Source organism: Endozoicomonas sp. 4G (assembly GCF_023822025.1).
Taxonomy (GTDB): Bacteria; Pseudomonadota; Gammaproteobacteria; order Pseudomonadales; family Endozoicomonadaceae; genus Endozoicomonas_A.
Genome location: NZ_CP082909.1, coordinates 3,858,055 through 3,883,769, shown reverse-complemented (window position 1 = coordinate 3,883,769; position 25,715 = coordinate 3,858,055). Strand labels below are relative to the sequence as shown.

16 protein-coding genes are annotated in these 25,715 nt (G+C 48.6%); 15 read left to right on the top strand and 1 reads right to left on the bottom strand.

The features are described from left to right. The first annotated feature begins 94 nt into the window (after nucleotides 1–94). The 9 genes from K7B67_RS15020 to K7B67_RS14980 all read left to right on the top strand — a co-directional run bounded on the left by K7B67_RS15020 (nucleotide 95) and on the right by K7B67_RS14980 (nucleotide 11,921). Nucleotides 95–1,591, top strand: coding sequence for a hypothetical protein (locus K7B67_RS15020; protein ID WP_252176709.1), 1,497 nt, complete (start codon nucleotides 95–97; stop codon nucleotides 1,589–1,591). Next, nucleotides 1,588–2,790 (top strand): hypothetical protein, encoded by a 1,203-nt coding sequence (locus tag K7B67_RS15015; RefSeq protein WP_252176708.1) that lies wholly within the window; start codon nucleotides 1,588–1,590, stop codon nucleotides 2,788–2,790. Before K7B67_RS15020 ends, K7B67_RS15015 begins: the two co-directional genes overlap by 4 nt. Continuing rightward, nucleotides 2,787–4,199 (top strand): hypothetical protein, encoded by a 1,413-nt coding sequence (locus tag K7B67_RS15010; RefSeq protein ID WP_252176707.1) that lies wholly within the window; start codon nucleotides 2,787–2,789, stop codon nucleotides 4,197–4,199. The genes K7B67_RS15015 and K7B67_RS15010 overlap by 4 nt, the downstream gene beginning before the upstream one ends. A gap of 99 nt (nucleotides 4,200–4,298) precedes the next feature. Continuing rightward, the gene (locus K7B67_RS15005) at nucleotides 4,299–5,522 is read left to right on the top strand and encodes a hypothetical protein (RefSeq protein ID WP_252176706.1); all 1,224 of its coding nucleotides are present in this window, start codon (nucleotides 4,299–4,301) and stop codon (nucleotides 5,520–5,522) included. Nucleotides 5,523–5,620: 98 nt separating this feature from the next. Beyond that, on the top strand, nucleotides 5,621–7,045 hold the full coding sequence (locus K7B67_RS15000) for a hypothetical protein (RefSeq protein WP_252176705.1): 1,425 nt from the start codon (nucleotides 5,621–5,623) through the stop codon (nucleotides 7,043–7,045). Nucleotides 7,046–7,144: 99 nt separating this feature from the next. Continuing rightward, complete coding sequence (locus K7B67_RS14995) at nucleotides 7,145–8,206, top strand: hypothetical protein (protein WP_252176704.1); 1,062 nt, start codon at nucleotides 7,145–7,147, stop codon at nucleotides 8,204–8,206. Beyond that, nucleotides 8,203–9,453, top strand: coding sequence for a C2H2-type zinc finger protein (locus K7B67_RS14990; protein ID WP_252176703.1), 1,251 nt, complete (start codon nucleotides 8,203–8,205; stop codon nucleotides 9,451–9,453). The genes K7B67_RS14995 and K7B67_RS14990 overlap by 4 nt, the downstream gene beginning before the upstream one ends. Next, nucleotides 9,450–10,250 (top strand): hypothetical protein, encoded by an 801-nt coding sequence (locus tag K7B67_RS14985; protein ID WP_252176702.1) that lies wholly within the window; start codon nucleotides 9,450–9,452, stop codon nucleotides 10,248–10,250. Before K7B67_RS14990 ends, K7B67_RS14985 begins: the two co-directional genes overlap by 4 nt. Before the next feature lie 99 nt (nucleotides 10,251–10,349). Beyond that, nucleotides 10,350–11,921: a hypothetical protein gene (locus tag K7B67_RS14980; protein ID WP_252176701.1), complete on the top strand. Its 1,572-nt coding sequence runs from the start codon at nucleotides 10,350–10,352 to the stop codon at nucleotides 11,919–11,921. A gap of 33 nt (nucleotides 11,922–11,954) precedes the next feature. Here K7B67_RS14980 and K7B67_RS14975 read toward each other — a convergent pair whose 3' ends face one another. Further along, a complete protein-coding gene (locus K7B67_RS14975; RefSeq protein ID WP_252176700.1) occupies nucleotides 11,955–16,337 on the bottom strand; it encodes a hypothetical protein in 4,383 nt (1,460 codons plus the stop codon). Nucleotides 16,338–16,514: 177 nt separating this feature from the next. On the opposite strand from K7B67_RS14975, the gene K7B67_RS14970 reads away from it, so the two are divergent. The 6 genes from K7B67_RS14970 (at nucleotide 16,515) to K7B67_RS14945 (ending at nucleotide 25,673) form a co-directional block, all read left to right on the top strand. Then, on the top strand, nucleotides 16,515–17,990 hold the full coding sequence (locus K7B67_RS14970) for a hypothetical protein (RefSeq protein WP_252176699.1): 1,476 nt from the start codon (nucleotides 16,515–16,517) through the stop codon (nucleotides 17,988–17,990). 73 nt (nucleotides 17,991–18,063) lie between these two features. Continuing rightward, entirely contained in the window at nucleotides 18,064–19,173 is a 1,110-nt protein-coding gene (locus K7B67_RS14965) for a hypothetical protein (RefSeq protein ID WP_252176698.1), read from the top strand. Between the two features lie 100 nt (nucleotides 19,174–19,273). Then, nucleotides 19,274–20,902, top strand: coding sequence for a C2H2-type zinc finger protein (locus K7B67_RS14960; protein WP_252176697.1), 1,629 nt, complete (start codon nucleotides 19,274–19,276; stop codon nucleotides 20,900–20,902). Between the two features lie 99 nt (nucleotides 20,903–21,001). Beyond that, nucleotides 21,002–22,681, top strand: coding sequence for a hypothetical protein (locus K7B67_RS14955; protein ID WP_252176696.1), 1,680 nt, complete (start codon nucleotides 21,002–21,004; stop codon nucleotides 22,679–22,681). 82 nt (nucleotides 22,682–22,763) lie between these two features. Continuing rightward, nucleotides 22,764–23,984: a hypothetical protein gene (locus K7B67_RS14950; RefSeq protein WP_252176695.1), complete on the top strand. Its 1,221-nt coding sequence runs from the start codon at nucleotides 22,764–22,766 to the stop codon at nucleotides 23,982–23,984. A gap of 99 nt (nucleotides 23,985–24,083) precedes the next feature. Continuing rightward, nucleotides 24,084–25,673, top strand: coding sequence for a hypothetical protein (locus K7B67_RS14945; RefSeq protein WP_252176694.1), 1,590 nt, complete (start codon nucleotides 24,084–24,086; stop codon nucleotides 25,671–25,673). Nucleotides 25,674–25,715: the final 42 nt, after the last annotated feature.

Sequence of the window (25,715 nt, the reverse complement as noted above, 5' to 3'; positions counted from 1 at the left end):
TCTCAACCCACCTCAAAAAAAACTCTGACCTCTCTCCAGGTTTTTACTAACCTGACTTTCCAGTAAAACAGTTAAAGGACTGGGAACCTGGGCTTTGCCATCCAAAAAACCATTGATTTTAACCTTGGTCATTGCCTTTTCTGTGCATTGCTCCAATGGTCGCGCTCAGGAAAACAAGCTGCCTTTGCGCTTCGCTCTGGCTGTCGGCAAGGTGCCGTTCAACGCCCCGAAGCCCTTTATTGAGGTCTTATCCATGAAAGGAGTCTACGTTACGGGCATTGAAGAAGAGAGCGAGGTCATTGAATGGTACCACTTCGATATGCCACGAATTTGTTTCGGTGATGACATCCTCCTAAAGCCAGATACTCGCTATTGCTTTTTTCCTGCCACCGGCGTTTTTCCTGCCACCGGCGTTTTTCCTGACTCTGGCGTTTTTCCTGACTCTGGCGTCGAAGCTAAGGTTCACAGTCAGGTAGCCTCTGATAGTGGTTCTGACAGTGAAGACAACAGCACCTCTGATGAAAGCATTGAAAACCGTTCAAACGAAGATGAAGACGAAGCTAATGCCGAATCTGATGTTCGGTATGAAACCACAACACTTAACCCCTTTCGGGTAGCCAATGAAACCAGTCAGTATTGTACGACTCTGGGGCTGAAAAACATTAAGCAGGAGCCCGATTCAGACAGTGAAATAGCCACTAACGGCACCTCTGATGAAAGCATCGACAACCGTTCAAATGAAGACGAATCTGATGTTCGGTATGAAGCCACAACACTTAATCCTTTTCGGGTATCCAATGAAATCAGTCAGTACGGTGCGACTCTGGAGCTGAAAAAGATTAAGGAGGAGCCCGTTTCAGACAGTGAAATACTCACTGAGTCAGAGGTAGACGTGACAAAAGTGGACGCTGCTAAACACCAGTGTGAGCATGAGGGCTGCGACTACAGGGCCAAGCGGTCGGGTGATCTGATAAGGCACAAACGGATCCACCTGCCTGCCGACCAGAGACCCAAGGTGCACAAGTGTGAGCATGAGGGCTGCAACTACAGCACCAACAAGGCAAGCGATCTGAAAAGACACAAACAGACCCACCTGCCTGCCGACCAGAGAGTCAAGGTGTACCAGTGTGATTATGAGGGCTGCGACCACAAAACCAACTGGGCGAGCGATCTGATAAGGCACAAACAGACCCACCTGCCTGCCGACCAGAGACCCAAGGTGCACAAGTGTGACCATGAGGGCTGCAACTACAGCACCAACAAGGCGAGCGATCTGAAAAGGCACAAACGGATCCACCTGCCTGCCGACCAGAGAGCCAGGGTGCAGTGTGATCATGAGGGCTGCAATTACAGCACCGATCAGAGGTACAATCTGAAAAAGCACAAACAGACCCATCTGCCTGCTGACCAGAGACTCAGGAAACCCAAGGTGCACCAGTGTGACCATGAGGGCTGCAACTACAGAACCAACCATGTGGGCAGTCTGAAAAAGCACAAACAAACCCACCTGCCTGCCGACCAGAGACCCAAAAGAAAAGCCTGTGACCAGCCGCCATCTAACGCGAAAAGAAAGAAAGGCGATAAAGAATGATCCGTCTTCCGATTTTGACCTTGGTCATTGCCTTTTCTGTGCATTGCTCCAATGGCTACGCTCAGGAAAACAGGTTGCCTTTGCGCTTCGCTCTGGCTGTCGGCAGGGTGCTGATCAACGCCCCGAAGCTCTTTATTGAGGTCTTATCCATAAAAGGAGTCTACGTTGCGGGCGTTGAAACCATTCTTCTCCCTCTTTTCCCGGTCCGGGATGGGCTACCAGATGAACAAGAGACCGAGGCCATTGAATGGTGGGAGTTGAAGGTTCACAGCCGGGCAGCCTCTGATAATGGTTCTTACAGTGAAGGCAGCAGCACCTCCGATGGAAGCAGCGACAATCGTTCAAACGAAGATGAAGGTGAAGTTAATACCGAATCTGATGTTCGGTATGAAACCACAACAGTTAATCCCTTTCGGGTAGCCAATGAAACCAGTCAGTATTGCACGACTCTGGTACTGAAAAACATTAAGCAGGAGCCCGTTTTAGACAGTGAAATAGCCATTAACGGCACCTCTGATGAAAGCATCGATAACCGTTCAAACGAAGATGAATCTGATGTGCAGTATAAAACCACAACACTTAATCCTTTTCGGGTATCCAATGAAATCAGTCAGTATGGTGCGACTCTGGAGCTGAAAAAGATTAAGGAGGAGCAGGAGCCCGTTTCAGACAGTGAAATACTCACTGAGTCAGAGGTAGACGTGACAAAAGTGGACGCTGTTAAGCACCAGTGTGACCGTGAGGGCTGCAACTACAGCACCGACCATCTGGGCAACCTGAAAACGCACAAAAAGAGCCACCTTCCTGCCCACCAGAGACCTCAAAGTGCCAAGGTACACCAGTGTGACCATGAGGGCTGCAACTACAGAACCGGCGACAGGGCCAGTCTGAGAAGGCACAAACAGATTCACTTGCCTGCTGACCACAGATTCAAGGTGCATCAGTGCGACCATGAGGGCTGCAACTACAGCACCGACCGGGCGAGTAATCTGAAATTACACAAAAAGACTCACCTGCCTGCCGACCAGAGACCCAGGGAGCACCAGTGTGACCATGAAGGCTGCAACTACAGCTCGGACCGAGCGGGCAATCTGAAAAAGCACAAACAGACCCACCTGCCTGCCGACCAGAGACCCAAAAGAAAAGCCCGTGACCAGCCGCCATCTAACGCGAAAAGAAAGAAAGGCGATAAAGAATGATCCGTCTTCCGATTTTGACCTTGGTCATTGCCTTTTCTGTGCATTGCTCCAATGGCTACGCTCAGGAAAACAGGTTGCCTTTGCGCTTCGCTCTGGCTGTCGGCAGGGTGCTGATCGACGCCCCGAAGTCCTTTACTGAGGTCTTATCCATAAAAAGAGTCTACGTTACGGGCGTTGAAACTGTTCTTCTCCCTCCTTTTCCGGTCTGGGATGGGCTACTAAATGAACAAGAGAGCGAGGCCATTGAATGGTGGGAGTTGAAGGTTCACAGCCGGGCAGCCTCTGATCATGGTTCTGACAGTGAAGGCAGCAACACCTCCGATGGAAGCAGCGACAATCGTTCAAATGAAGATGAAGCTAATACCGAATCTGATGTTCAGTATGAAACCACAACAGTTAATCTCTTTCGGATATCCAATGAAACCAGTCAGTATTGTACGGCTCTGGAGCTGAAAAACATTAAGCAGGAGCCTGATTCAGACAGTGAAATAGCCACTAACGGCACCTCTGATAAAAGCATCGACAACCGTTCAAATGAAGACGAATCTGATCCTCGGTATGTAACCACGACACTTAATCCCTTTCGAGTATCCAATGAAATCAGTCAGTATGGTGCGACTCTGGAGCTGAAAAAAATTAAGGAGGAGCCTGTTTCAGACAGTGAAATACTCGCTGATTCAGAGGTAGACGTGACAAAAGTGGACACTGCTAAGCACCAGTGTGACCATGAGGGCTGCGACTACAGGGCCGAGTGGCCGGAGTGTCTGAAAAGGCACAAACAGACACACCTGCCTGCCGACCAGAGACTTAAGAGACTCAAGATCCACCAGTGTGACCATGAGGACTGCAACTACAGCACCGACCAGGCCGGTAATCTGAACAGACACAAACAGACCCACCTGCCTGCCGACCAGAGACCCAAGCGGCACCAGTGTGACCGTCAGGGCTGCAACTACAGCACCGACTATTCGAGCGATCTGAAAAGGCACAAACAGAAGCACTTGTCTGCCGACCAGAGACCCAAAAGACCCAAACTGCACCAGTGTGACCATGAGGACTGCAACTACAGCACCGACCAGGCCGGTAATCTGAACAGACACAAACAGATCCACCTGCCTGCCGACCAGAGACCCAAGCGGCACCAGTGTGACCGTCAGGGCTGCAACTACAGCACCGACTATGCGAGCGATCTGAAAAGGCACAAACAGAAGCACTTGTCTGCCGACCAGAGACTCAAAAGACCCAAACTGCACCAGTGTGACCATGAAGGCTGCAACTACAGTTCCAACCGAGTGAGCAATCTAAATACTCACAAGCGGACCCACCTGCCTGCTGACCAGAGACTTAAAAGAAAAGCCTATGACCAGCCGCCATCTAACGCGAAAAGAAAGAAAGGCGATAAAGAATGATCCGTCTCCCAACCCACCTCCAAGAAACCCCCAACCTCTCTCCGGATTTTGACTAACCTGACCTCCCAATAAACAGTTCAATGACTGGGAAGCCGGGCCTTGATATCCAAAAAACCATTGATTTTGACCTTGGTCATTGCCTTTTCTGGGCACTGTTCCAATGGCCACGCTCAAGAAAACAGGTTGCCTTTGCTGCGCTTCGCTCAGGCTGTCGGCAAGGCGCTGATTAACGCCCCGAAGTCCTTTATTGAGGTCTTATCCATAAAAGGAGTCTACGTTACGGGCGTTGAAACTGTTCTTCTCCCTCTTTTCCCGCTCCGGGATAGGCTACCAGATGAACAAGAGAGCAAGGCCATTGAATGGTGGGAGTTGAAGGTTCATAGTCGGGCGGCCTCTGATCATGGTTCTGACAGTGAAGACAGCAGCACCTCTGATGAAAGCAGCGACAACCGTTCAAACGAAGACGAATCTGATGCTCGGTATGTAACCACGACACTTAATCCCTTTCGAGTAGCCAATGAAATCAGTCCGTATGGTGCGACTCTGAAGCTGAAAAAGATTAAGGAGGAGCCTGTTTCAGACAGTGAAATACTCACTGAGTCAGAGGTAGACGTGACAAAAGTGGACGCTGCTAAGCACCAGTGTGACCATGAGGGCTGCGACTACAAGACCAAGCGGTCGAGTGATCTGAAAAGGCACAAACAGATCCATCTGCCTGTCGACCAGAGGCTCAAGAGATCCAAGATCCACCAGTGTGAGCATGAGGGCTGTGACTACAGCACGGACCGGGCGGAGAATCTGAAAGAGCATAAACAGATCCACCTGCCTACCGACCAGAGGCTCAGGGTGCACCAGTGTGACCATGAGGGCTGCAACTACAGCACCAATCGTATGGGCAATCTGAAAAAACACAAACGGACCCACCTGCCTGCCGACCAGAGACCCAAGGTACACCAGTGTGACTATGAGGGCTGCAACTTTAGCACGAGCCATTCAGGCAATCTGAAAAAGCACGAACAGACCCACCTGCCTGCCGACCAGAGACTCAAGAAGCACCAGTGTGACCACGAGGGCTGCAACTACAGCACCGGCCATAAGGGCCATTTAAAAATACACAAACAGACCCACCTGCCCGCTGACCAGAGACCCAAGGTGCACCAGTGTGACTATGCGGGCTGCAACTACAGCACCGACTGCGCGAGCCATCTGATAAGGCACAAACAGACCCACCTGCCCGCTGACCAGAGATTCAGGAAACCCAAAAGAAAAGGCTATGAACAGCCGCCATCTAACGCGAAAAGAAAGAAGGGTGATAAAGAATGACCTGCCTCCCAACCCACCTCAAAAAAACCTCCGACCTCTCTCCAGATTTGACTAACCTGATTTTCAAATAAACAGTTCAATGACTGGGAAGCCGGGCCTTGATATCCAAAAAACCATTGATTTTGACCTTGGTCATTGCCTTTTCTGGGCACTGTTCCAATGGCCACGCTCAAGAAAACAGGTTGCCTTTGCTGGTCGCTCTGGCTGTCGGCAAGGCGCTTTTCCCGATCCGGGATGGGCTACCAGATAAACAAGAGACCGAGGCCATTGAATGGTGGGAGTTGAAGGTTCACAGTCGGGCAGCCTCTGACAATGCCTCTGACAATGCCTCTGACAACGGTTCTGACAACGGTTCTGACAGTGAAGGCAGCAGCACCTCTGATACAAGCAGCGACAACCGTCCAAACGAAGATGAAGACGAAGCTAATACCGAATCAGATGTTCGGTATGAAACCACAACACTGAATCCTTTTCGGGTAGCCAATGAAACCAGTCAGTATTGTGCGACTCTGGAGCTGAAAAAGATTAAGCAGGAGCCTGTTTCAAACAGTGAAATAGCCACTAACGGCACCTCTGATAAAAGCATCGACAACCGTTCAAACGAAGACGAATCTGATGTTCAGTATGAAACCACAACACTTAATCCTTTTCGGGTATCCAATGAAACCATCCAGTATTGTACGACTCTGGCACTGAAAAACATTAAGCAGGAGTCCGTTTTAGACAGTGAAATAGCCACTAACGGCACCTCTGATAAAAGCATCGACAACCGTTCAAATGAAGACGAATCTGATGCTCGGTATGTAACCACGACACTGAATCCCTTTCGAGCATCTAATGAAATCAGTCAGTATGGTGCGACTCTGGAGCTAAAAAACATTAAGCAGGAGCCCGTTTCAGACAGTGAAATACTCACTGAGTCAGAGGTAGACGTGACAAAAGTGGATGCTGCTAAGCACCAGTGTGACCATGAGGGCTGCAACTACAGGAGCGACCGGATGGAATCCCTGAAAAAGCACAAACAGACCCACCTGCCTGCCGACCAGAGAGTCAAGTTGTACCAGTGTGATCATGAGGGCTGCGACTACAGGGCCGACCAGGTGGGCAGTCTGAAAAAGCATAAAAAGACCCACCTGCCTGCCAACCAGAGACTCAAGGTGCACCATTGTGACCATGCGGGCTGCAACTTCAGCACCGACCGGACAAGTAATCTGAAAAAGCACAAACAGACCCACTTACCTGTCGACCAGAGAGTCAAGTTGTACCAGTGTGATCATGAGGGCTGCGACTACAGGACCGACTACACGAGCAATCTGAAAAAGCACAAAAAGACCCACCTGCCTGCCAACCAGAGGCTCAAGGTGCACCGGTGTGACCATGAAGGCTGCGACTACATCACCGACTGGGCGAGCAGTCTGAAAAAGCACAAACAGACGCACCTGCCTGCCGACCAGAGACCAAAAAGGAAAGCCTGTGACCAGCCGTCATCTAACAGGAAAAGAAAGAAGGGTGATAAAGAATGACCTGCCTCCCAACCCACCTCAAAAAAATCTCCGATCTCTCTCCAGATTTTAACTAACCTGACTTTCCAATAAACAGTTCAATGACTGGGAAGCCGAGCCTTGCTATCCAAAAAAACATTGATTTTGACCTTGGTCGTTGCCTTTTCTATGCATTCCCATAATAGCCATGCTCAGGAAAACAGGTTGCCTTTGCTGGTTGCTCTGGCTGTCGGCAGGGTGCTTTTCCCGGTCTGGGATCGGCTACTGGACGAACAAGAGACCGAGGCCATTGAATGGTGGGAGTTGAAGGTTCACAGCCGGGCAGCCTCTGATCATGGTTCTGACAGTGAAGGCAGCAGCACCTCTGATGAAAGCGGCGACAACGATTCAAACGAAGATGAAGACGAAGCTAATGCTGAACCTGATGTTCAATATGCAACCACAACACTTAATCCCTTTCGGGTAGCCAATGAAATCAGTCAGTATGGCGCGGCTCTGGCACTGAAAAAGATTAAGGAGGAGTCCATTTCAGACAGTGAAATACTCACTTACAGCACCAACGACCAGAGAATCAAGAGACCCAAGGTGCACCAGTGTGGCTATGCGGGCTGCAACTACAGCAGCGACCGGGCGGGTAGTCTGAAAAGGCACAAACAGATCCATCTGCCTTTCGACCAGAGACCCAAGAAATCCAGGGAATCCAAGATCCACCAGTGTGAGTATGAGGGTTGCGACTACAGAACGGACCGGGTGGAGAATCTGAAAGCGCATAAACGGATCCACCTGCCTGCCGACCAGAGACTCAGGGTGCACAAGTGTGACCATGAGGGCTGCAACTACAGCACCGACCAGGCAAGTAATCTGAACAGACACAAACAGACCCACCTGCCTGCCGACCAGAGACCCAAGAGACCTAAGATCCACCAATGTGACAATGAGGACTGCAACTACAGCACCGACCAGTCGGGCGATCTGAAAAGGCACAAACAGTCCCACTTGCCTATGGACCAGAGAGTCAAGGTGTACCAGTGTGACCATGAAGGCTGCAACTACAGATCCGACCGAACGAGCCATCTGAAAACGCACAAACGGACCCACCTGCCTGCCGACCAGAGACCTAAAAGGAAAGCGGATGACCAGCCGTCATTTAACAAGAAAAGAAAGAAGGGTGATAAAGAATGATCCGTCTTCCGATTTTGACCTTGGTCATTGCCTTTTCTGTGCATTGCTCCAATGGTCGCGCTCAGGAAAACAGGTTGCCTTTGCACTTCGCTCTGGCTGTCGGCAAGGTGCTTTTCCCGGTCCGGGATGGGCTACCAGATGAACAAGAGAGCGAGGCCATTGAATGGTGGGAGTTGAAGGTTCACAGTCGGGCAGCCTCTGATGATGGTTCTGATAGTGAAGACAGCAGCACCTCTGATGAAAGCAGCGACAACCGTTCAAACGAAGATGAAGCCAACGCCGAATCTGATGTTCAGTATGAAACCACAACCATTAATCCTTTTCGGGTATCCAATCAAGTCAGTGAGTATTGTGCGGCTCCGGCACTGATAGAAATTAAGCAGGAGCCCGTTTCAGACAGTGAAGTAGTCACTAACGGCACTTCCAGCACCTCTGATAAAAGCATCGACAACCGTTCAAACGAAGACGAATCTGAAGTTCACTATGAAACCACAACACTTAATCCCTTTCGACTATCCAATGAAATCAGTCAATATGGTGCAACTCTGGAACTGAAAAAGATTAAGGAGGATCCGGTTTCAGACAGTGAAATACTGACTTACAGCACTGACGACCAGAGGCCCAAGAGGCTCAAGAGCCACAGACCCAAGAGACCCAAGAGACCCAAGAGCCAGCAGTGTGACCATGAGGGCTGCAACTACAGCACCAACCAGGCGGGTAATCTGAACAGACACAAACAGATCCACCTGCCTGCCGACCAGAGACCTGAAAGAGCCAAGGTAAACCAGTGTGATCATGAAGGCTGCGACTACAGGACCGATAGGCCAGAGGATCTGAAAAGGCACAAACAGATCCACCAGCCTGCCGACCAGAGACCCAAGGTGCACCAGTGTGACTATGAGGGCTGCAACTACAACACCGACCGTACGGGCAATCTGAATATGCACAAACGGACCCACCTGCCTACCGACCAGAGACTTAAGGTGCACCAGTGTGACCACGAGGGTTGCAACTACTCCACCGACCGGACGGGCAATCTGAATATGCACAAACAGACCCACTTACCCGCCGACCAGAGACCCAAGCGGCACCAGTGTGATCATCAGGGCTGCAACTACAGCACCAACAAGGCGAGCGATCTGAAAAGGCACAAAAAAATCCACCTGCCTGCCGACCAGAGACCCAAAAGAAAAGCCTGTGACCAGCCGCCATCTAACGCGAAAAGAAAGAAAGGCGATAAAGAATGATCCGTCTTCCGATTTTGACCTTGGTCATTGCCTTTTCTGTGCATTGCTCCAATGGTCGCGCTCAGGAAAACAGGTTGCCTTTGCACTTCGCTCTGGCTGTCGGCAAGGTGCTTTTCCCGGTCCGGGATGGGCTACCAGATGAACAAGAGAGCGAGGCCATTGAATGGTGGGAGTTGAAGGTTCACAGTCGGGCAGCCTCTGATGATGGTTCTGATAGTGAAGACAGCAGCACCTCTGATGAAAGCAGCGACAACCGTTCAAACGAAGATGAAGCCAATGCCGAATCTGATGTTCAGTATGAAACCACAACCATTAATCCTTTTCGGGTATCCAATCAAGTCAGTGAGTATTGTGCGGCTCCGGCACTGATAGAAATTAAGCAGGAGCCCGTTTCAGACAGTGAAGTAGTCACTAACGGCACTTCCAGCACCTCTGATAAAAGCATCGACAACCGTTCAAACGAAGACGAATCTGAAGTTCAGTATGAAACCACAACACTTAATCCCTTTCGACTATCCAATGAAATCAGTCAATATGGTGCAACTCTGGAACTGAAAAAGATTAAGGAGGATCCGGTTTCAGACAGTGAAATACTCACTTACAGCACCGACGACCAGAGAATTAAGAGACCCAAGGTGCACCAGTGTGACTATGCGGGCTGCAACTACAGCGCCGGCCATGCGGGCAATCTGAAAAAGCACAAGCAGACCCACCTGCCTGCCGACCAGAGAGTCAAAAGGAAAGCCTATGACCAGCTGCCACCTAACAAGAAAAGAAAGAAGGGTGATAAAGAATGACCCGCTTCCCAACCCACCTCAAAAAAACCTCCGGCCTCCCTCCAGATTTTGACTAACTTGACTTTTCAATAAACAGTTCAATGACTGGGAAGCCGGGCCTTGCTATCCAAAAATCCATTCATTTTGACCTTGGTCATTGCCTTTTCTGTGCATTGCTCCAATGGTCACGCTCAGGAAAACAGGTTGCCTTTGCGCTTCGCTCTGGCTGTCGGCAAGGCGCTGATCAACGTCCCGAAGCCCTTTATTGAGGTCTTATCCATAAAAAGAGTCTACGTTACGGATATTGAAGAAGAGAGCGAGGCCATTGAATGGTGGGAGTTGAAGGTTCACAGTCGGGCAGTCTCTGATAATAGTTCTGACAGTGAAGACAGCAGCACCTCTGATAAAAGCAGCGACAACCGCTCAAACGAAGATGAAGACGAAGCTAATGCCGAATCAGATGTTCGGTATGAAAGCACAACAATTAATCCTTTTCGGGTAGCCAATAAAACCAGTCAATATTGTACGACTCTGGATCTGAAAAAGATTAAGCAGGAGCCCGTTTCAAACAGTGAAATAGCCACTAACGGCACCTCTGATAAAAGCATCGACAACCGTTCAAACGAAGACGAATCTGATGTTCGGTATGAAAGCACAACAATTAATCCTTTTCGGGTAGCCAATAAAACCAGTCAATATTGTACGACTCTGGATCTGAAAAAGATTAAGCAGGAGCCCGTTTCAAACAGTGAAATAGCCACTAACGGCACCTCTGATAAAAGCATCGACAACCGTTCAAACGAAGACGAATCTGATGTTCAGTATGAAACCACGACACTTAATCCTTTTCGGGTATCTGATGAAATCAGTCAGTATGGTGCGACTCTGGAACTGAAAAAAATTAAGGAGGAGTCTGTTTCAGACAGTGAAATACTGACTGATTCAGAGGTAGACTTGACAAAAGTGGACGCTGCTAAGCACCAGTGTGACTATGAAGGCTGCAACTACAGAACCGACCACAGGGGCAGCCTGAACAAACACAAACAGATCCATCTGCCTGACGACCAGAGACTTAAGGTGCACCAGTGTGACCATGAGGGCTGCAACTACAGAACCGACCACAAGGGCAGTCTGAATATACACAAACATACCCACCTGCCTGCCGACCAGAAACCCAAAGTACACCAGTGTGAACATGAGGACTGCAACTACAGCACTAACCGAGTGAGCAATCTAAAAGCGCACAAAAAAACCCACCTGCCTGCCGACCAGAGACCCAAGAAACCCAAGAAACCTAAGAAACCCAAGAAACCCAAGAAACCCAAGATCCACCAGTGTGAGCATAAGGGTTGCGACTACAGCACTAACCGAGTGAGCAATCTGAAAGCGCACAAAAAAAACCACCTGCCTGCCGACCAGAGACTCAGGGTACACCAGTGTGACCATCAGGGCTGCAACTACAGAACGGACCATAAGGGCAATCTGAAACAGCACAAACAGACCCACCTGCCTACCGACCAAAGACTCAAGCAGTACCAGTGTGACCATCAGGGCTGCAACTACTGCAGCGACCGGACGGAACGTCTGAAAATACACAAACAGACCCACCTGCCTGCCGAACAGAGAGTCAAAAGAAAAGCCTATGACCAGCCGCCATCTAACGCGAAAAGAAAGAAGGGTGATAAAGGATGAAACCTCCGGCCTCTCTCCGGATTTTGACCTTGGTCATTGCCTTTTCTGTGCGTTGCTCCAACGGTCACGCTCAAGATTTCTGTGCACAAAAACATGGCTGACAAACCGCGTAATTAACTTGGTCAGGGTGACTAGAGGAAACATGGCATTAGTGGCTCCGAGGTGCAGATGGTTACCATTTCTGGTGAAGTCTCTGGGAAATTTTTTCTGCTCTTCCAAATAATGCAAAGGTTTCGGGTACAGTGTTTTATCAAGACGTCCCGTGTCTTTTAAGTGCTCTGAGTAGCACTCACTGTTGGGGGTAAATGTACAGTGCTCTGTGGCCTCATAAGGTTGTAGGGCCGTCCAATACAGGATCTCCTGGGCTGAGCGAGTCAACCATGCGCGGTATTGGGTATCGTCAAATTTCATAAATGATTGCAATCTTGACGTCGGCTGTTGTTCTTTTTCTTCTGCAAACAGACCCGACAAGTATTCGTTCAGTAGCTGTTCAATAAAAGTTTTCGTCTCTTCCACTGCCTGTGGATTTTGATAATGATAATCCGGGGAGTCCCGACGCAGGCGTGATCTTAACAACACCGCTGCCAGCATATTTTCACACAGGGCATTGGCAAAGCTTAATCGTTGAAAAACCTCTGGAGTATAACCCCAGGTTTTAGAATCTTCGGAACCAAAGCCGCTTTTCATGGAGCCATAAAACTCAACATCACCCCAGTCCCTTAAACCGCTCCAGCCAAAATCAGGGCGTTCAATGGCTTCGATCCAGTTTTCAAATTTTCCGGGTAATGGGAAAGCAAAATACTTCGAGTTCCCTAACAACGGGCTAAGGAAAACCCAACGACGCCCGGTAAAGTGAAATGCCGGTATTGCTGACGTAGGCATAACACCGTACTGGCCATTCAGTACGCCAATATCATGAATGCCATTCAATAGACCTCGCTCAGCAGACGCGTAAGGCGTGTTGGTTTTATCAGGGGTATAAGCGTACTGGCTATAGTCGTCTGTCGCCTGAAAGTAATAGACCAGAAGGATTCTTTCACTTTCAACACTGTTTACTTGTAAACGGTCAGTAAAGTGCCGGGTAATCTCGGGAAGATCCTTTTCAAGTACCACGAGGTATTGGCCAAAAAGGGGTTTCTGACTTTTAAAACGGTCGTTTTTGGCAATAAGTTGATGCATGATGCCTTCTTGCGCGAGAGTGTCTACGGACTCTCCGATGCGTTGAAACTTATAATAATCCACCCACTCACCATTGGGTATTTTCAGTGTCCGACCACCCAGGATGGTACCTTTTTTTGTAAAGAGTGATAACGGATGTTGAGCAGAATAAACCCGTTGAAAGTGTGTTTTTCCTGCATGAGCAAAGGCTAACTTTAGCTGATGACCAGCGTCCTCATCCGAAGCATGAAAACCCACTGCGTGGACAACCACCACCAGTGGGAATGCCTCAGTATTAGGGCTTTGAAATTGAAGAGGGTGAACGGGTTCTGACAGCTGATTGGCAGAATCCAGTTTGAAAAAAAGTGCCGGATCTTTGAGAAAATCCAGAATAGCATCCAGTAATTTCGGGGGAAGAAGATCTTTCCAGTACACCAATAAAGACTGTTTGTCAGCAATTAACCTTTCTGCAAGTACGCGTATGAGCCTTTGTCGGATTATTGGATCAATGCAACACTTCTCCAGATAGTCTTTGTCGTCAAAAAAGCGGAAAAAGTCTATATGCCGTTCCATATAGTCTATTGCAATATGAGGGTTGTCGGGCTTTAGCTTTCTGCTTAGAAGGTGCATTTTTCCCCTGTCAAAGGGGACTTCAGATTTGAGCACTATTTTGTCTTGCTCCAGCAGTATTTCTTCCGGAAGCTCATCGTAATTCTGTTCAGGTAAATAAGGATAAACAATATTCAGGACATCGGTTTTAAAGTCATCATCGGCACTGACTATGCTAAAAAATGCATAAAGGAAGTTGATATAAAAATGCTGACTGACTTCAGGTCTGGTTTTTAATAAGTTCCGTAATGAATCCTTTGCAGTATCGATGAATTCCTGAGGCAACTCATTATTGTAATTTTTAATAGGTATCAACATAAAAGGATTGGTTTTTATCAGTTTTATTAGCAGTGAATTCAATGTTTTTTTATCTGCCTTATATCTATTTATGGCAGCAAAATATATACAATCAAAGAGGTTGCCGGGTGTGTACTTAAAGCCCTTTTCTGTTTCCTGTTCGACGGTTAAAGCCTTGACCATTACTGCTTCCAAAAAATCAGGATCCTTGGTGAACCTATTGTATTCAGAAAAAAAAGCAATCGAGGCATTAATATCCCAATGCTTTCCACTGATCGAATTCAGGATGATTTCTTTTGTTAGAAAATGAACCGGAACCTCTGATAGTTTACAAAAGCCGTTTAATAGCTGAGAAAGACAGTAGTCTTTATTTTTGATCTTAATATGTTTAGGAAGGTCTTCAAGCTCTATCATGCCAGAATGGATAAGTTCATCATAAAGTTCATCATTTTTAAAGCTGTTTGGAAGGGATCTCAGGGAATTTATTTTCGCTGTGGTGTCCAGATGACCATAAATAAAAATGGCCAGTTCCGGTGGTGTACCACGAGGAATACCCGCCATCTTTGAGTATTCGAAAAGAAAGTCAACATCTTTTTTCAATTCGTCGGGCATACCTTCGTAGGAAGGTTTGGAATGAACAAAGTTGGGTTTAGCAAGAATTACGTCTTTGGTTATTTTTTCTTTTGGTACTTCGTAAATGTGCAAAAGACGATTCTTTACAAGTTCTTTCCAAAGGGTAGGTGATTCAAATTGAGCAAAAGACTTACCTATCACATGCCTGTCTCGTTCCAAGAAGTCAATAGCATTTATAAATTCATCTTTCGGAAGACTTCTGGGGTCACCATCAGCCAGCTTTTTAATCAGCTCGACTTGTTTTTCGGTGAAGATAGCGGTGTTCAAAGCCGGTCTGGCTGTAAGGCTGTTTAAAGGATTAGATGATGAGGCTTCGGGCTCTACCATAAAATGCCTGAATGAGCCGGGGTACAGCCGCCATGGAATCGGTGCAACCTTGTGGCGCTTTCCTGATTTCCAGAGACTGCCTTCTGGCATCAACGTTTTAACCAGTAACTGTAAAGGTGCAACGAGCTTGGGGTGTGAGGGGGTTTGCTGAAGGGAAGGCGGAACATAATCGTTGCCAGTCTTTTTTGCCTCCTGATTGTTTTGCTGCACAGAGGTTATAAAAAAGTGCAAAACAGCCTTTTCCAGAAGTTGCAGCATCAGCTCGGCGCGGTTGGCATTGGCCAGTTGCTTAACGGTCGCGTCAACGCTGTTTTTAATGTCATATTGTCCCTGCAGTATCATGCCAAAATGCGGGTATGGAAACAGTTTATAGGTCAATTGCAGGTGACTGTTGCAGTCGGCTTGCTGTTCACCACCTTGCTGCTTACCACAAAGAGAGAGCTGGCCGCTATGTCCGTCAGCGTCATCAAATTCAAGTTGGCCAGCAACCTGTGTTACAGGGAGACTGGTTAAAGACGAATCCGGATTTTGGATCAGGGCCACGGTGTTTTTAATAACCGCATCACTTAACAGGCTGGCAATGGCGTGACCCTGGGCAAAATGTTTCGCCTCATTGTGCAACAACGACTCAATACTGACTGGCAGACTTTCTGAACCTTCGTTACGGGTCAGTGTCACTAACGTTGATTCCGTGGCTTTGTCGGAATAATGAATGTCGATGCGAATGGCTTCTGGCGTTTCGGGTGAAACCCATGAGAGATCCATATAAACGACACTGTGTTGCAAACTGGCCTCGTACAGTTGCAGCCAATGGGAGTAGCCGTCAGAAAAAGGTGTTTCAGCCAGCCGGGGGTTGATGGATGGGTTCAATGGAAAGGGCGTGATTCGCAAAATCTGCTGATGACTTTCCTGCTGGTAAATCAGCTCCAGGTAAAATCGCCTGCGAATGTGGGGGGCGTCTGCCTGAATTTGCTCTGAGCCTGGACGAGTGCCGGTATACCAGCTATACAGGGCACTTTTGACACCGGGCAAAATGGCCATGGACAAGACTTGGGCCGTGTGCAGTGTGACCGGATTCACTGTCCAGCGACTCAGCACAGAGGCGGTTGTTTTGCTTACCATCCAGTACATCATGGCACTGAAGGCCATCGAGGGCAGGGTGCGCAATCCGTTCAGTGACAAATAATCCCCATAACGGCGAAAAGTAAAATCATCGCCAAGGCGAATAAAAAAGCCCAATGGGGAGCTGCTGTGAAACTCAAAGTCAACCAGTGAAAGTCTGTTTAACAGAGCTTCATTGTTATCATAATCCTGATGATCCGTATCTGAATGGCTGAAGTTTGCCAAAGATAACAGCAGAAAAAAACAGAACAATAATGCGCAATTTTTCATAAATTATGGGCTGCTGAGGGTAACGGGATTGTTTGAATTTAAAAATGGATAAATACATCCAAAAGAGCGTGAAAGCGTAGTTGGGTTATGGCAACTTTTCCAACCCTTCGACCTCTGTCCATTTTTTTGACTAACCTGATTTCCAAATAAACGGTTCAACGACTGGGGACAAAGACCTTGCTATCCAAAAATCCATTGATTTTGACCTTGGTCGTTGCCTTTTTTGTGCATTCATCTAATAGCCATGCTCAGGAAAACAGGTTGCCTTTGCTGGTTGCTCTGGCTGTCGGCAAGGCGCTGATGAATACCCCGAAGTCCTTTATTGAGGTCTTATTCATGAAAGGAGCCTACGTTACGGGCATTGAAGACGAGAGCGAGGCCATTGAATGGTGGGAGTTGAAGGTTCACAGTCGGGCGGCCTCTGATAATAGTGCCTACAGCAAAGACAGTGACAGTGAAGACAGCAGCATCTCTGACAAAAGCAACGACAACGGTTCAAACGAAGATCAAGGCGAAGCCAATACTGAACCTGATGTTCAGTATGCAACCACAACACTTAATCCCTTTCGGGTATCCAATGAAACCAGTCAGTATTGTACGACTCTGGAGCTGAAAAATATTAAGCAGGAGCCCGTTTCAGACAGTGAAATAGCCACTAATGGCACCTCTGGTGAAAGCATCGACAACTGTTCAAATGAAGACGAATCTGATCCTCGGTATGTAACCACGACACTTAATCCCTTTCGAGTATCCAATGAAATCAGTCAGTATGGTGCGACTCTGGAACTGAAAAAGATTAAGCAGGAGTCCATTTCAGACAGTGAAATAGCCACTAACGGTGCCTCCGATAAAAGCAGCGACAACGGTTCAAACGAAGATCAAGGCGAAGCCAATACTGAACCTGATGTTCAGTATGCAACCACAACACTTAATCCCTTTCGGGTAGCCAATGAAACCAGTCAGTATTGTACGACTCTGGAACTGAAAAAGATTAAGGAGGAGCCTGTTTCAGACAGTGAAATACTTACTGAGTCAGAGGTAGACGTGACAAAAGTGGACGCTTCTAAGCACCAGTGTGACTATGAGGGCTGCGACTATAGAACCAAGCGGCTGGATAGCTTGAAAAGGCACAAACAGACCCACCTGCCTGCCGACCAGAGACCCAGGAAACCCAAGGTACACCAGTGTGACTATGAGGGCTGCAACTACAACACCTACCACACGGGTCATCTGAACGAGCACAAACAGACCCACCTGCCTGCCAACCAGAGACTCAAGGTGCACCAGTGTGACTATGCGGGCTGCAACTTCAGCACCAACCACGCGAGCGGTCTGAAAAAGCACAAGCAGATCCACCTGCCTGCCGACCAGAGACTCAGGAAACCCAAAGTGCACCACTGCGATCATGAGGGCTGCAATTACAAAACCGACCAGGCGAGCAATCTGAAAAAGCACAAACGGACCCACCTGCCTGCCGACCAGAGAGCCAAGGTGCACCAGTGTGACCATGAGGGCTGCAACTACAGAGCCGATCGGTCAGGCAGTCTGAAAAAGCACAAACAGATCCACCTGCCTGCTGACCAGAGACCCAAAAGGAAAGCGTGTGACCAGCCGCCATCTAACCAGAAAAGAAAGAAGGTTGATAAAGAATGATCCGCCGACCTCTCTCCAGATTTTGACTAACCTGATTTCCAAATAAACGGTTCAACGACTGGGGACAAAGACCTTGCTATCCAAAAATCCATTGATTTTGACCTTGGTCGTTGCCTTTTCTATGCATTCCTCTAATAGCCATGCTCAGGAAAATAAGTTGCCTTTGCTGGTTGCCCTGGCTGTCGGCAAGGCGCTGATGAATACCCCGAAGTCCTTTATTGAGGTCTTATTCATGAAAGGAGCCTACGTTACGGGCATTGAAGACGAGAGCGAGGCCATTGAATGGTGGGAGTTGCAGGTTCACAGTCGGGTAGCCTCTGATAGTGGTTCTGACAATGAAGACAGCAGCACCTCTGATAAAAGCAGCGACAACCGTTCAAACGAAGATGAAGACGAAGCTAATGCCGAATCCATCGACAACCCTTCAAACGAAGACGAATCTGATGTTCGGTATGTAACCACAACACTTAATCCTTTTTGGGTAACCAATGAAATCAGTGAGTATTGTGCGGCTCTGGCACTGAAAAAGATTAAGGAGGAGTCTGTTTCAAATAGTGAAATACTTACTGATTCAGGGGTAGACGTGACAAAAGTGGACGCTGCTAAGCACCAGTGTGACTATGAGGGCTGCAACTACAGAACCGACCACAGGATCAGTCTGAAAAGGCACAAAAAGACCCACTTGCCTGCCGACCAGAGACTCAGGGCGCACCAGTGTGATCATGAGGGCTGCAATTACAGCACCGATCACAGGGGCAATCTGAAGGTGCACAAACAGATCCACCTGCCTGCCGACCAGAGACCCAAGGCGCAACAATGCGACCATGAGGGCTGCAACCACAGCTCCCCATATCTGGACAATCTGAAAAAACACAAAAAGACCCACTTACCTGCCGACCAGAGAGTCAAACTGTACCGGTGTGATCATGAGGGCTGCGACTACAACACCGACTGGGCGAGCGATCTGAAAAAGCACAAACAGACCCACCTGCCTGCCAACCAGAGACCCAAGAAACCCAAGGTGCACCAGTGCGACCATGAGGGCTGCAACTACAGCACCGATCAGGCGGGCAATCTGAAAAGACACAAACAGACCCACCTGCCTGCCGACCAGAGGCTCAAGAGAAAAGCGTCTGACCAGCCGCCATCTAACCAGAAAAGAAAGAAGGGTGATAAAGAATGACCCGCCTCCCAACCCACCCCAAAGAAACCTCCGACCTCTCTCCAGATTTTTTACTAACCTGAATTTCAAATAAACAGTTCAATGACTGGGAAGCCGGGCCTTGCTATCCAAAAAACCATTGATTTTGACCTTGGTCATTGCCTTTTCTGTTCATTGCTCCAATGGTCGCGCGCAAGAAAACAGGTTGCCTTTGCGCTTCGCTCTGGCTGTCGGCAAGGCGCTGATCAACGCCCCGGAGCCCTTTATTGAGGTTTTATCCATAAAAAGAGTCTACGTTACGGGCGCTGAAACTATCCTTCTCCCTCTTTTCCCGATCCAGGATGGGCTAGCAGATGAACAAGAGAGCGTGGCCATTGAATGGTGGGAGTTGAAGGTTCACAGTCGGGCAGCCTCTGATCATGGTTCTGACAGTGAAGGCAGCTGCACCTCTGATGGAAGCAGCGACAATTGTTCAAATGAAGATGAAGACGAAGCTAATACCGAATCTGATGTTTGGTATGAAACCACAACAGTTAATCCCTTTCGGGTAGCCAATGAAATTAGTGAGTATTGTACGATTCTGGATCTGAAAAAGATTAAGCAGGAGCCCGTTTCAGACAGTGAAATACACACTAACAGCGCCTCTGATAAAAGCATCGACAACCGTTCAAATGAAGACGAATTTGATGTTCAGTATGAAACCACAACACTTAATCCTTTTCGGGTATCCAATGAAATCAGTCAGCATGGTGCGACTCTGGAACTAAAAAAGATTAAGGAGGAGCCTGTTTCAGACAGTGAAATACTTACTGATTCAGAGGTAGACGTGACAAAAGTGGACGCTGTCAGGCACCAGTGTGACCATGAGGGCTGCAACTACAGAACCGACTGGGTGGGCAATCTGAAGGCGCACAAACAGACCCACCTGCCTGCCGACCAGAGACTCAAGGTGTACCAGTGTAACCATGAGGGTTGCGACTACAGGACCGATTACATGGGCAATCTGAAAAAGCACAAACAGACCCACCTGCCTGCCGACCAGAGAGCCAAGGTGCACCAGTGTGACTATGAGGGCTGCGGCTACAGCACCGATAACAAGCGCAGTCTGAAAAGGCACAAACAGACTCACCTGCCTGCCGACCAGAGACTCAAGGTGCACCAGTGTGACCATGAGGGTTGCAGCTACAGTTCCCGACATCCGCACAATCTGAAAAGGCACAAACAGATCCACCTGTCTGCCGACCAGAGAGCTAAGAGACCCAAGATCCACCAGTGTGACGATGCGGGCTGCAACTACAGTAGCAACCTGCTGGACAGTCTGAAAAGGCACAAATTGATCCACCTGCCTGCTGACCAGAGACCCAAGGTGCACCAGTGTGACCATGAGGGCTGCAACTACAGCACCAAGCGGTCGGGTGATCTGAAAAGGCACAAACAGATCCACCTTCCTGCCAACCAGAGACCCAAGAAACCCAAGGTGCACCAGTGTGACCATGAGGGCTGCAACTACAGCACCGGCAATAAGGGCCATTTAAAAACACACAAACAAACCCACCTGCCTACCGACCAGAGACTCAAGAAACCCAGGAACCACCAGTGTGAGCATGAGGACTGCGACTACAGCACGGACCGGGCGGAGAATCTGAAATGGCATAAACAGACCCACCTGCCTGCCGACCAGAGACCCAAAAGAAAAGCCTGTGACCAGCCGCCATCTAACGCGAAAAGAAAGAAAGGTGATAAAGAATGACCCGCCTCCCAACCCATCTCAAAAAAACCTCCGACCTCCCTCCAGATTTTTACTAACCTGAATTTCCAATAAACAGTTCAATGACTGGGAAGCTCGGCCTTGCTATCGAAAAAAACACTGATTTTGACCTTGGTCATTGCCCTTTCTATGCATTGCCCCAATGGTCGCGCTCAGGAAAACAGGTTGCCTTTGCGCTTCGCTCTGGCTGTCGGCACGCTGATCAACGCCCCGAAGCCCTTTATTGAGGTCTTATCCTTAAAAGGAGCCTACGTTACGGGCGTTGAAACTATTCTTCTCCCTCTTTTCCCGATCCGGGATGGGCTACCAGATAAACAAGAGAGCGTGGCCATTGAATGGTGGGAGTTGAAGGTTCACAGTCGGGCGGCCTCTGATAATGGTTCTGACAGTGAAGACAACAGCACTTCCGATGAACGCATCGACAACCGTTCAAACGAAGATGAAGCTAATACCGAATCTGATGTTCAGTATGAAACCACAACACTTAATTCTTTTCGGGTATCCAATGAAACCATTCAGTATTGTACGACTCTGGCACTGAAAAACATTAAGCAGGAGCCCGTTTTAGACAGTGAAATAGCCATTAACGGCACCTCTGATGAAAGCATCGACAACCGTTCAAACGAAGATGAATCTGATGTGCAGTATAAAACCACAACACTTAATCCTTTTCGGGTATCCAATGAAATCAGTCAGTATGGGGCGACTCTGGAACTGAAAAAGATTAAGGAGGAGCCTGTTTCAGACACTGAAATACTTAATGATTCAGAGGTAAATGTGATAAAAGTGGATGCTGCTAAGCACCAGTGTGACCATGAGGGCTGCAACTACAGCACTAAGCGGTCGAGTGATCTGATAAGGCACAAACAGACCCACCTGCCTGCCGATCAGAGACCCAAAAGACCCAAAAGACCCAAGGTCTACCATTGTGAGCATGAGGCCTGTAACTACAGCACGGGCCATCCATGCAATCTGAAAATGCACAAACAGATCCACCTGCCCGCCAACCAGAGGCCCAAGGCGCATCAGTGTGACCATGAGGGCTGCAACTACAGCACCGACTATTCGCGCTATCTGAAACAACACAAACAGACCCACCTGCCTGCTGACCAGAGACCCAAGACGTACCGTTGTGACCATGAGGGCTGTGACTACAGAACCGATCTGTCGCATAATCTGAAAAGGCACCGGCAGACCCACCTGCTTGCCAGCCAGAGACCCAAGAGACCCAAGAGACCCAAGGTGCACCAGTGTGACCATGAGGGCTGCGACTACGGCACCGACCTGGCGCCTAATTTGAAAAGGCACCGGCAGACCCACCTGCTTGCCGACCAAAGACCTAATAGATTCAAGGTGCACCAGTGTGACTATGAGGGTTGCGATTACGAAACCAACCATTTGGGTAATCTGAAAAGGCATAAACAGACCCACTTTTCTGCATCTGATGTTCAGTATAAAACCACGACACTTAATCCTTTTCGGGTATCCAATGAAATCAGTGGGTATTGTGCGGCTCTGGCACTGAAAAAGATTAAGCTGGAGCCCGTTTCAGACAGTGATATGCTCACTGAGTCAGAGGTAGACGTGACAACAGTGGACGCTGCTAAGCACCAGTGTGTCCATGAGGGGGGCAACCACAGAACCGCCCACAGGACCACTCTGAAAAGGCACAAACAGACCCACCTGCCTGCCAACCAGAGACCCAAAAGGAAAGCGCATGATCAGCCACCATCTAACGAGAAAAGAAAAAAGGGTGATTAAAGAATAGAAACCACCGACCTCGCTCCAGATTTTGACTAACCTGATTTTCAAATAGACATTTCAATGACTGGGAAGCCGGGCCTTGCTATCCAAAAAAACGTTGATTTTGACCTTGGCCGTTACTTTTTCTGTGCATTGCTCTAATGGCCAGGCTCAGGAAAACAGGTTGCCTTTGCTGTTCGTTTTAGGCGTCGAAACTATGCTTCTCCCTCTTTTCCCAGTCCGGGACGCGCTACCAGAACTTGACTCTATGGCTAAAGCGATCACCACTGAGATACAGCAAAAAAACGATCAGCAACGTGAAATCATTGCAACAGCGAAACAAAGGGGAAGTCTGATGCTCTCTTGTTTTAGAGGTGACAAAAGGCCTGAGGAGCCAGAAGAAAAGAGTGTTGAAGAAGAAAACGAAGTCATTGAATGTTACCACTGCGACATGCCACAAGTTTGCTTCGGTGATGACGTCCTTTTAAAACCAGACACTCGTTATTGCTTTTCTCCCGATCCTGACGTCAAAGCCAGGGCTTACCGTTGTGCAGCCTCTGATAATGGTTCTGACAGTGAAGACAGTGGCAACTCTAATGAGAACAGCGACAACCCTTCAGACCAAGACGAAACTGAGACCGAAACGGATGTTCAGTGTATAAACACGACAACTGACCCTTATCGAGCATTAAACATAATCAGTCAGTATTGCGATACTCTGAGACTGGAACTGATTCAGCAGGAGTCCATTTCAGACCCCACGGACCATCTGAAAACACACAAACAAACCCACCTGCCTGCCAACCAGGGACCCAGGGCACATCAGTGTGACCATGAGGGCTGCAGCTACAGCACCGATCTGGTGTCTAACTTCAAGAGGCACAAAAAGATCCACCTGCCTGCCGATCAGAGACTCAAGAAACCCAAGGTGCACCAGTGTGACTATAAAGACTGCCACTACAGAAGCGACCAGAAGTGTAATCTGAAAACGCACAAACAAACCCACCTGCCTGCCGACCAGCGACCCAAGAAACCCAAGAAACCCAAGGTGCACCAGTGTGACCATGAGGGCTGCGACTACAGCACCGACCACAAGAGCTATCTGAAAAAGCACAAGCAGACCCACCTGCCTATCGACCAGAGAATTAACGTGTTCCATTGTGATCATGAGGGCTGCTACTACAGCTCCGACTGGGCGGGCAATCTGAACCGGCACAAACGGATCCACCTGCTTGCTGACAAGAGATCCAAAAGACCCAAAAGAAAAGCGTCTGACCAGCTGCCATCTGACGAGAAAAGGAAGAAGGTTGATCAAGAATGATCCGCTTCACAACCCAGCTCAAAGAAATCTCGAACCTCTCTTCAGATTTTGACTAACCTGATTTACCAATAAGCATTTCAATGACTGGGAAGCCAGGCCTTGCTATCCAAAAATCCATTCATTTTGACCTTGGTCGTTGCCTTTTCTATGCATTGCTCCAGTGAAACTATTCTTCTCCCTCTTTTCCCGGTCCGGGATGGGCTAGCAGATGAACAAGAGAGCGAGGCCGTTGAATGGTGGGAGTTGAAGGTCCACAGTCGGACAGCCTCTGATAATGGTTCTGAAAATGAAGACAGCAGCACCTCTGATGAAAGCAACGACAACCGTTCAAACGAAGATGAATCTGATGTTCAGTATGAAACCACAACACTTAATCCTTTTCGGGTAGCCAATGAAATCAGTGAGTATTGTGCGGCTCCGGCACTGAAAAACATTAAGCAGGAGTCTGTTTCAGACAGTGAAATAGCTACTAACGGCACCTCTGATGAAAGCATCGACAACCGTTCAAACGAAGACGAATCTGATGTTCGGTATGAAACCACGACACTGAATCCCTTTCGAGTATCAAATGAAATCAGTCAGTATGGTGCGACTCTGGAACTGAAAAAGATTAAGCAGGAGCCTGTTTCAGACAGTGAAATACTCACTGAGTCAGAGGTAAACGTGACAAAAGTGGACGCTCCTAAGCACCAGTGTGACCATGAGGGTTGCAATTACAGCACCGACCACAAGGGCAATCTGAATGCGCATAAACAGACCCACCTGCCTGCCGACCAGAGACCTAAAAGAGTCAAGGTGCACCAGTGTGACCATGAGGGCTGCGACTTCAGCACTGAACGTGCGAGCAATCTGAAAAGACACAAACAGACCCACCTGCTTGGCGACCAGAGACCTAAAAAAGTCAAGGTGCACCAGTGTGGCTATGAGGGCTGCTACTTCAGCACTGAGCGTGCGGGCAATCTGAAAATGCACAAACAGACCCATCTGCCTGCCGACCAGAGACTCAAGGTGCACCAGTGTGACCATGAGGGCTGCGACTTCAGCACTGAACGTGCGGGCAGTCTGAAAAGGCATAAAAAAACCCACCTGCTTGACGGCCAGAGACTCAAGGTGCATCAGTGCGAGCATGAGGGCTGCAACTACGGCACCGACCGGGCGTGTAATCTGAAAATACACAAAAAGACTCACCTTCCTGCCGACCAGAGACCCAGGGCGCACCAGTGTGATCATGAAGGCTGCAACTACAGCACCGATCAGGTGGGCAATCTGAAAATGCACAAGCGGATCCACCTGCCTGCCGACCAGAGAATTAAGATGCACCAGTGTAACCATGAAGGCTGCAACTACATCACTGGCCGCACGACCGATCTGAAAAGGCATAAATGGACCCACCTGCCTGACGACCAAAGACTCAAGGTGCATCAGTGTGACCATGAGGGCTGTGACTACAGTACCGACCGGGCAAGCAATCTGAAAATGCACAAGCAGACCCACCTGCCTATCGACCAGAGAATTAACGTGTACCATTGTGATCATGAGGGCTGCGACTACAGTACCGACCTGGCAGGCAATCTGAACCGGCATAAATGGATCCACCTACTTGCCAACCAGAGATCCAAAAGACCCAAAAGAAAAGCGTCTGACCAGCTGCCATCTAACGAGAAAAGAAAGAAGGTTGATCAAGAATGATCCGCCTCACAACCCAGCTCAAAGAAATCTCCGACCTCCCTC

Bases quoted from the DNA above. Each gene is read 5' to 3' on its own strand.
- K7B67_RS15015 (WP_252176708.1), top strand. From the start codon at position 1,588: ATGATCCGTCTTCCGATTTTGACCTTGGTCATTGCCTTTTCTGTGCAT.
- K7B67_RS15010 (WP_252176707.1), top strand. From the start codon at position 2,787: ATGATCCGTCTTCCGATTTTGACCTTGGTCATTGCCTTTTCTGTGCAT.
- K7B67_RS14990 (WP_252176703.1), top strand. From the start codon at position 8,203: ATGATCCGTCTTCCGATTTTGACCTTGGTCATTGCCTTTTCTGTGCAT.
- K7B67_RS14985 (WP_252176702.1), top strand. From the start codon at position 9,450: ATGATCCGTCTTCCGATTTTGACCTTGGTCATTGCCTTTTCTGTGCAT.
- K7B67_RS14975 (WP_252176700.1), bottom strand. From the start codon at position 16,337: ATGAAAAATTGCGCATTATTGTTCTGTTTTTTTCTGCTGTTATCTTTG.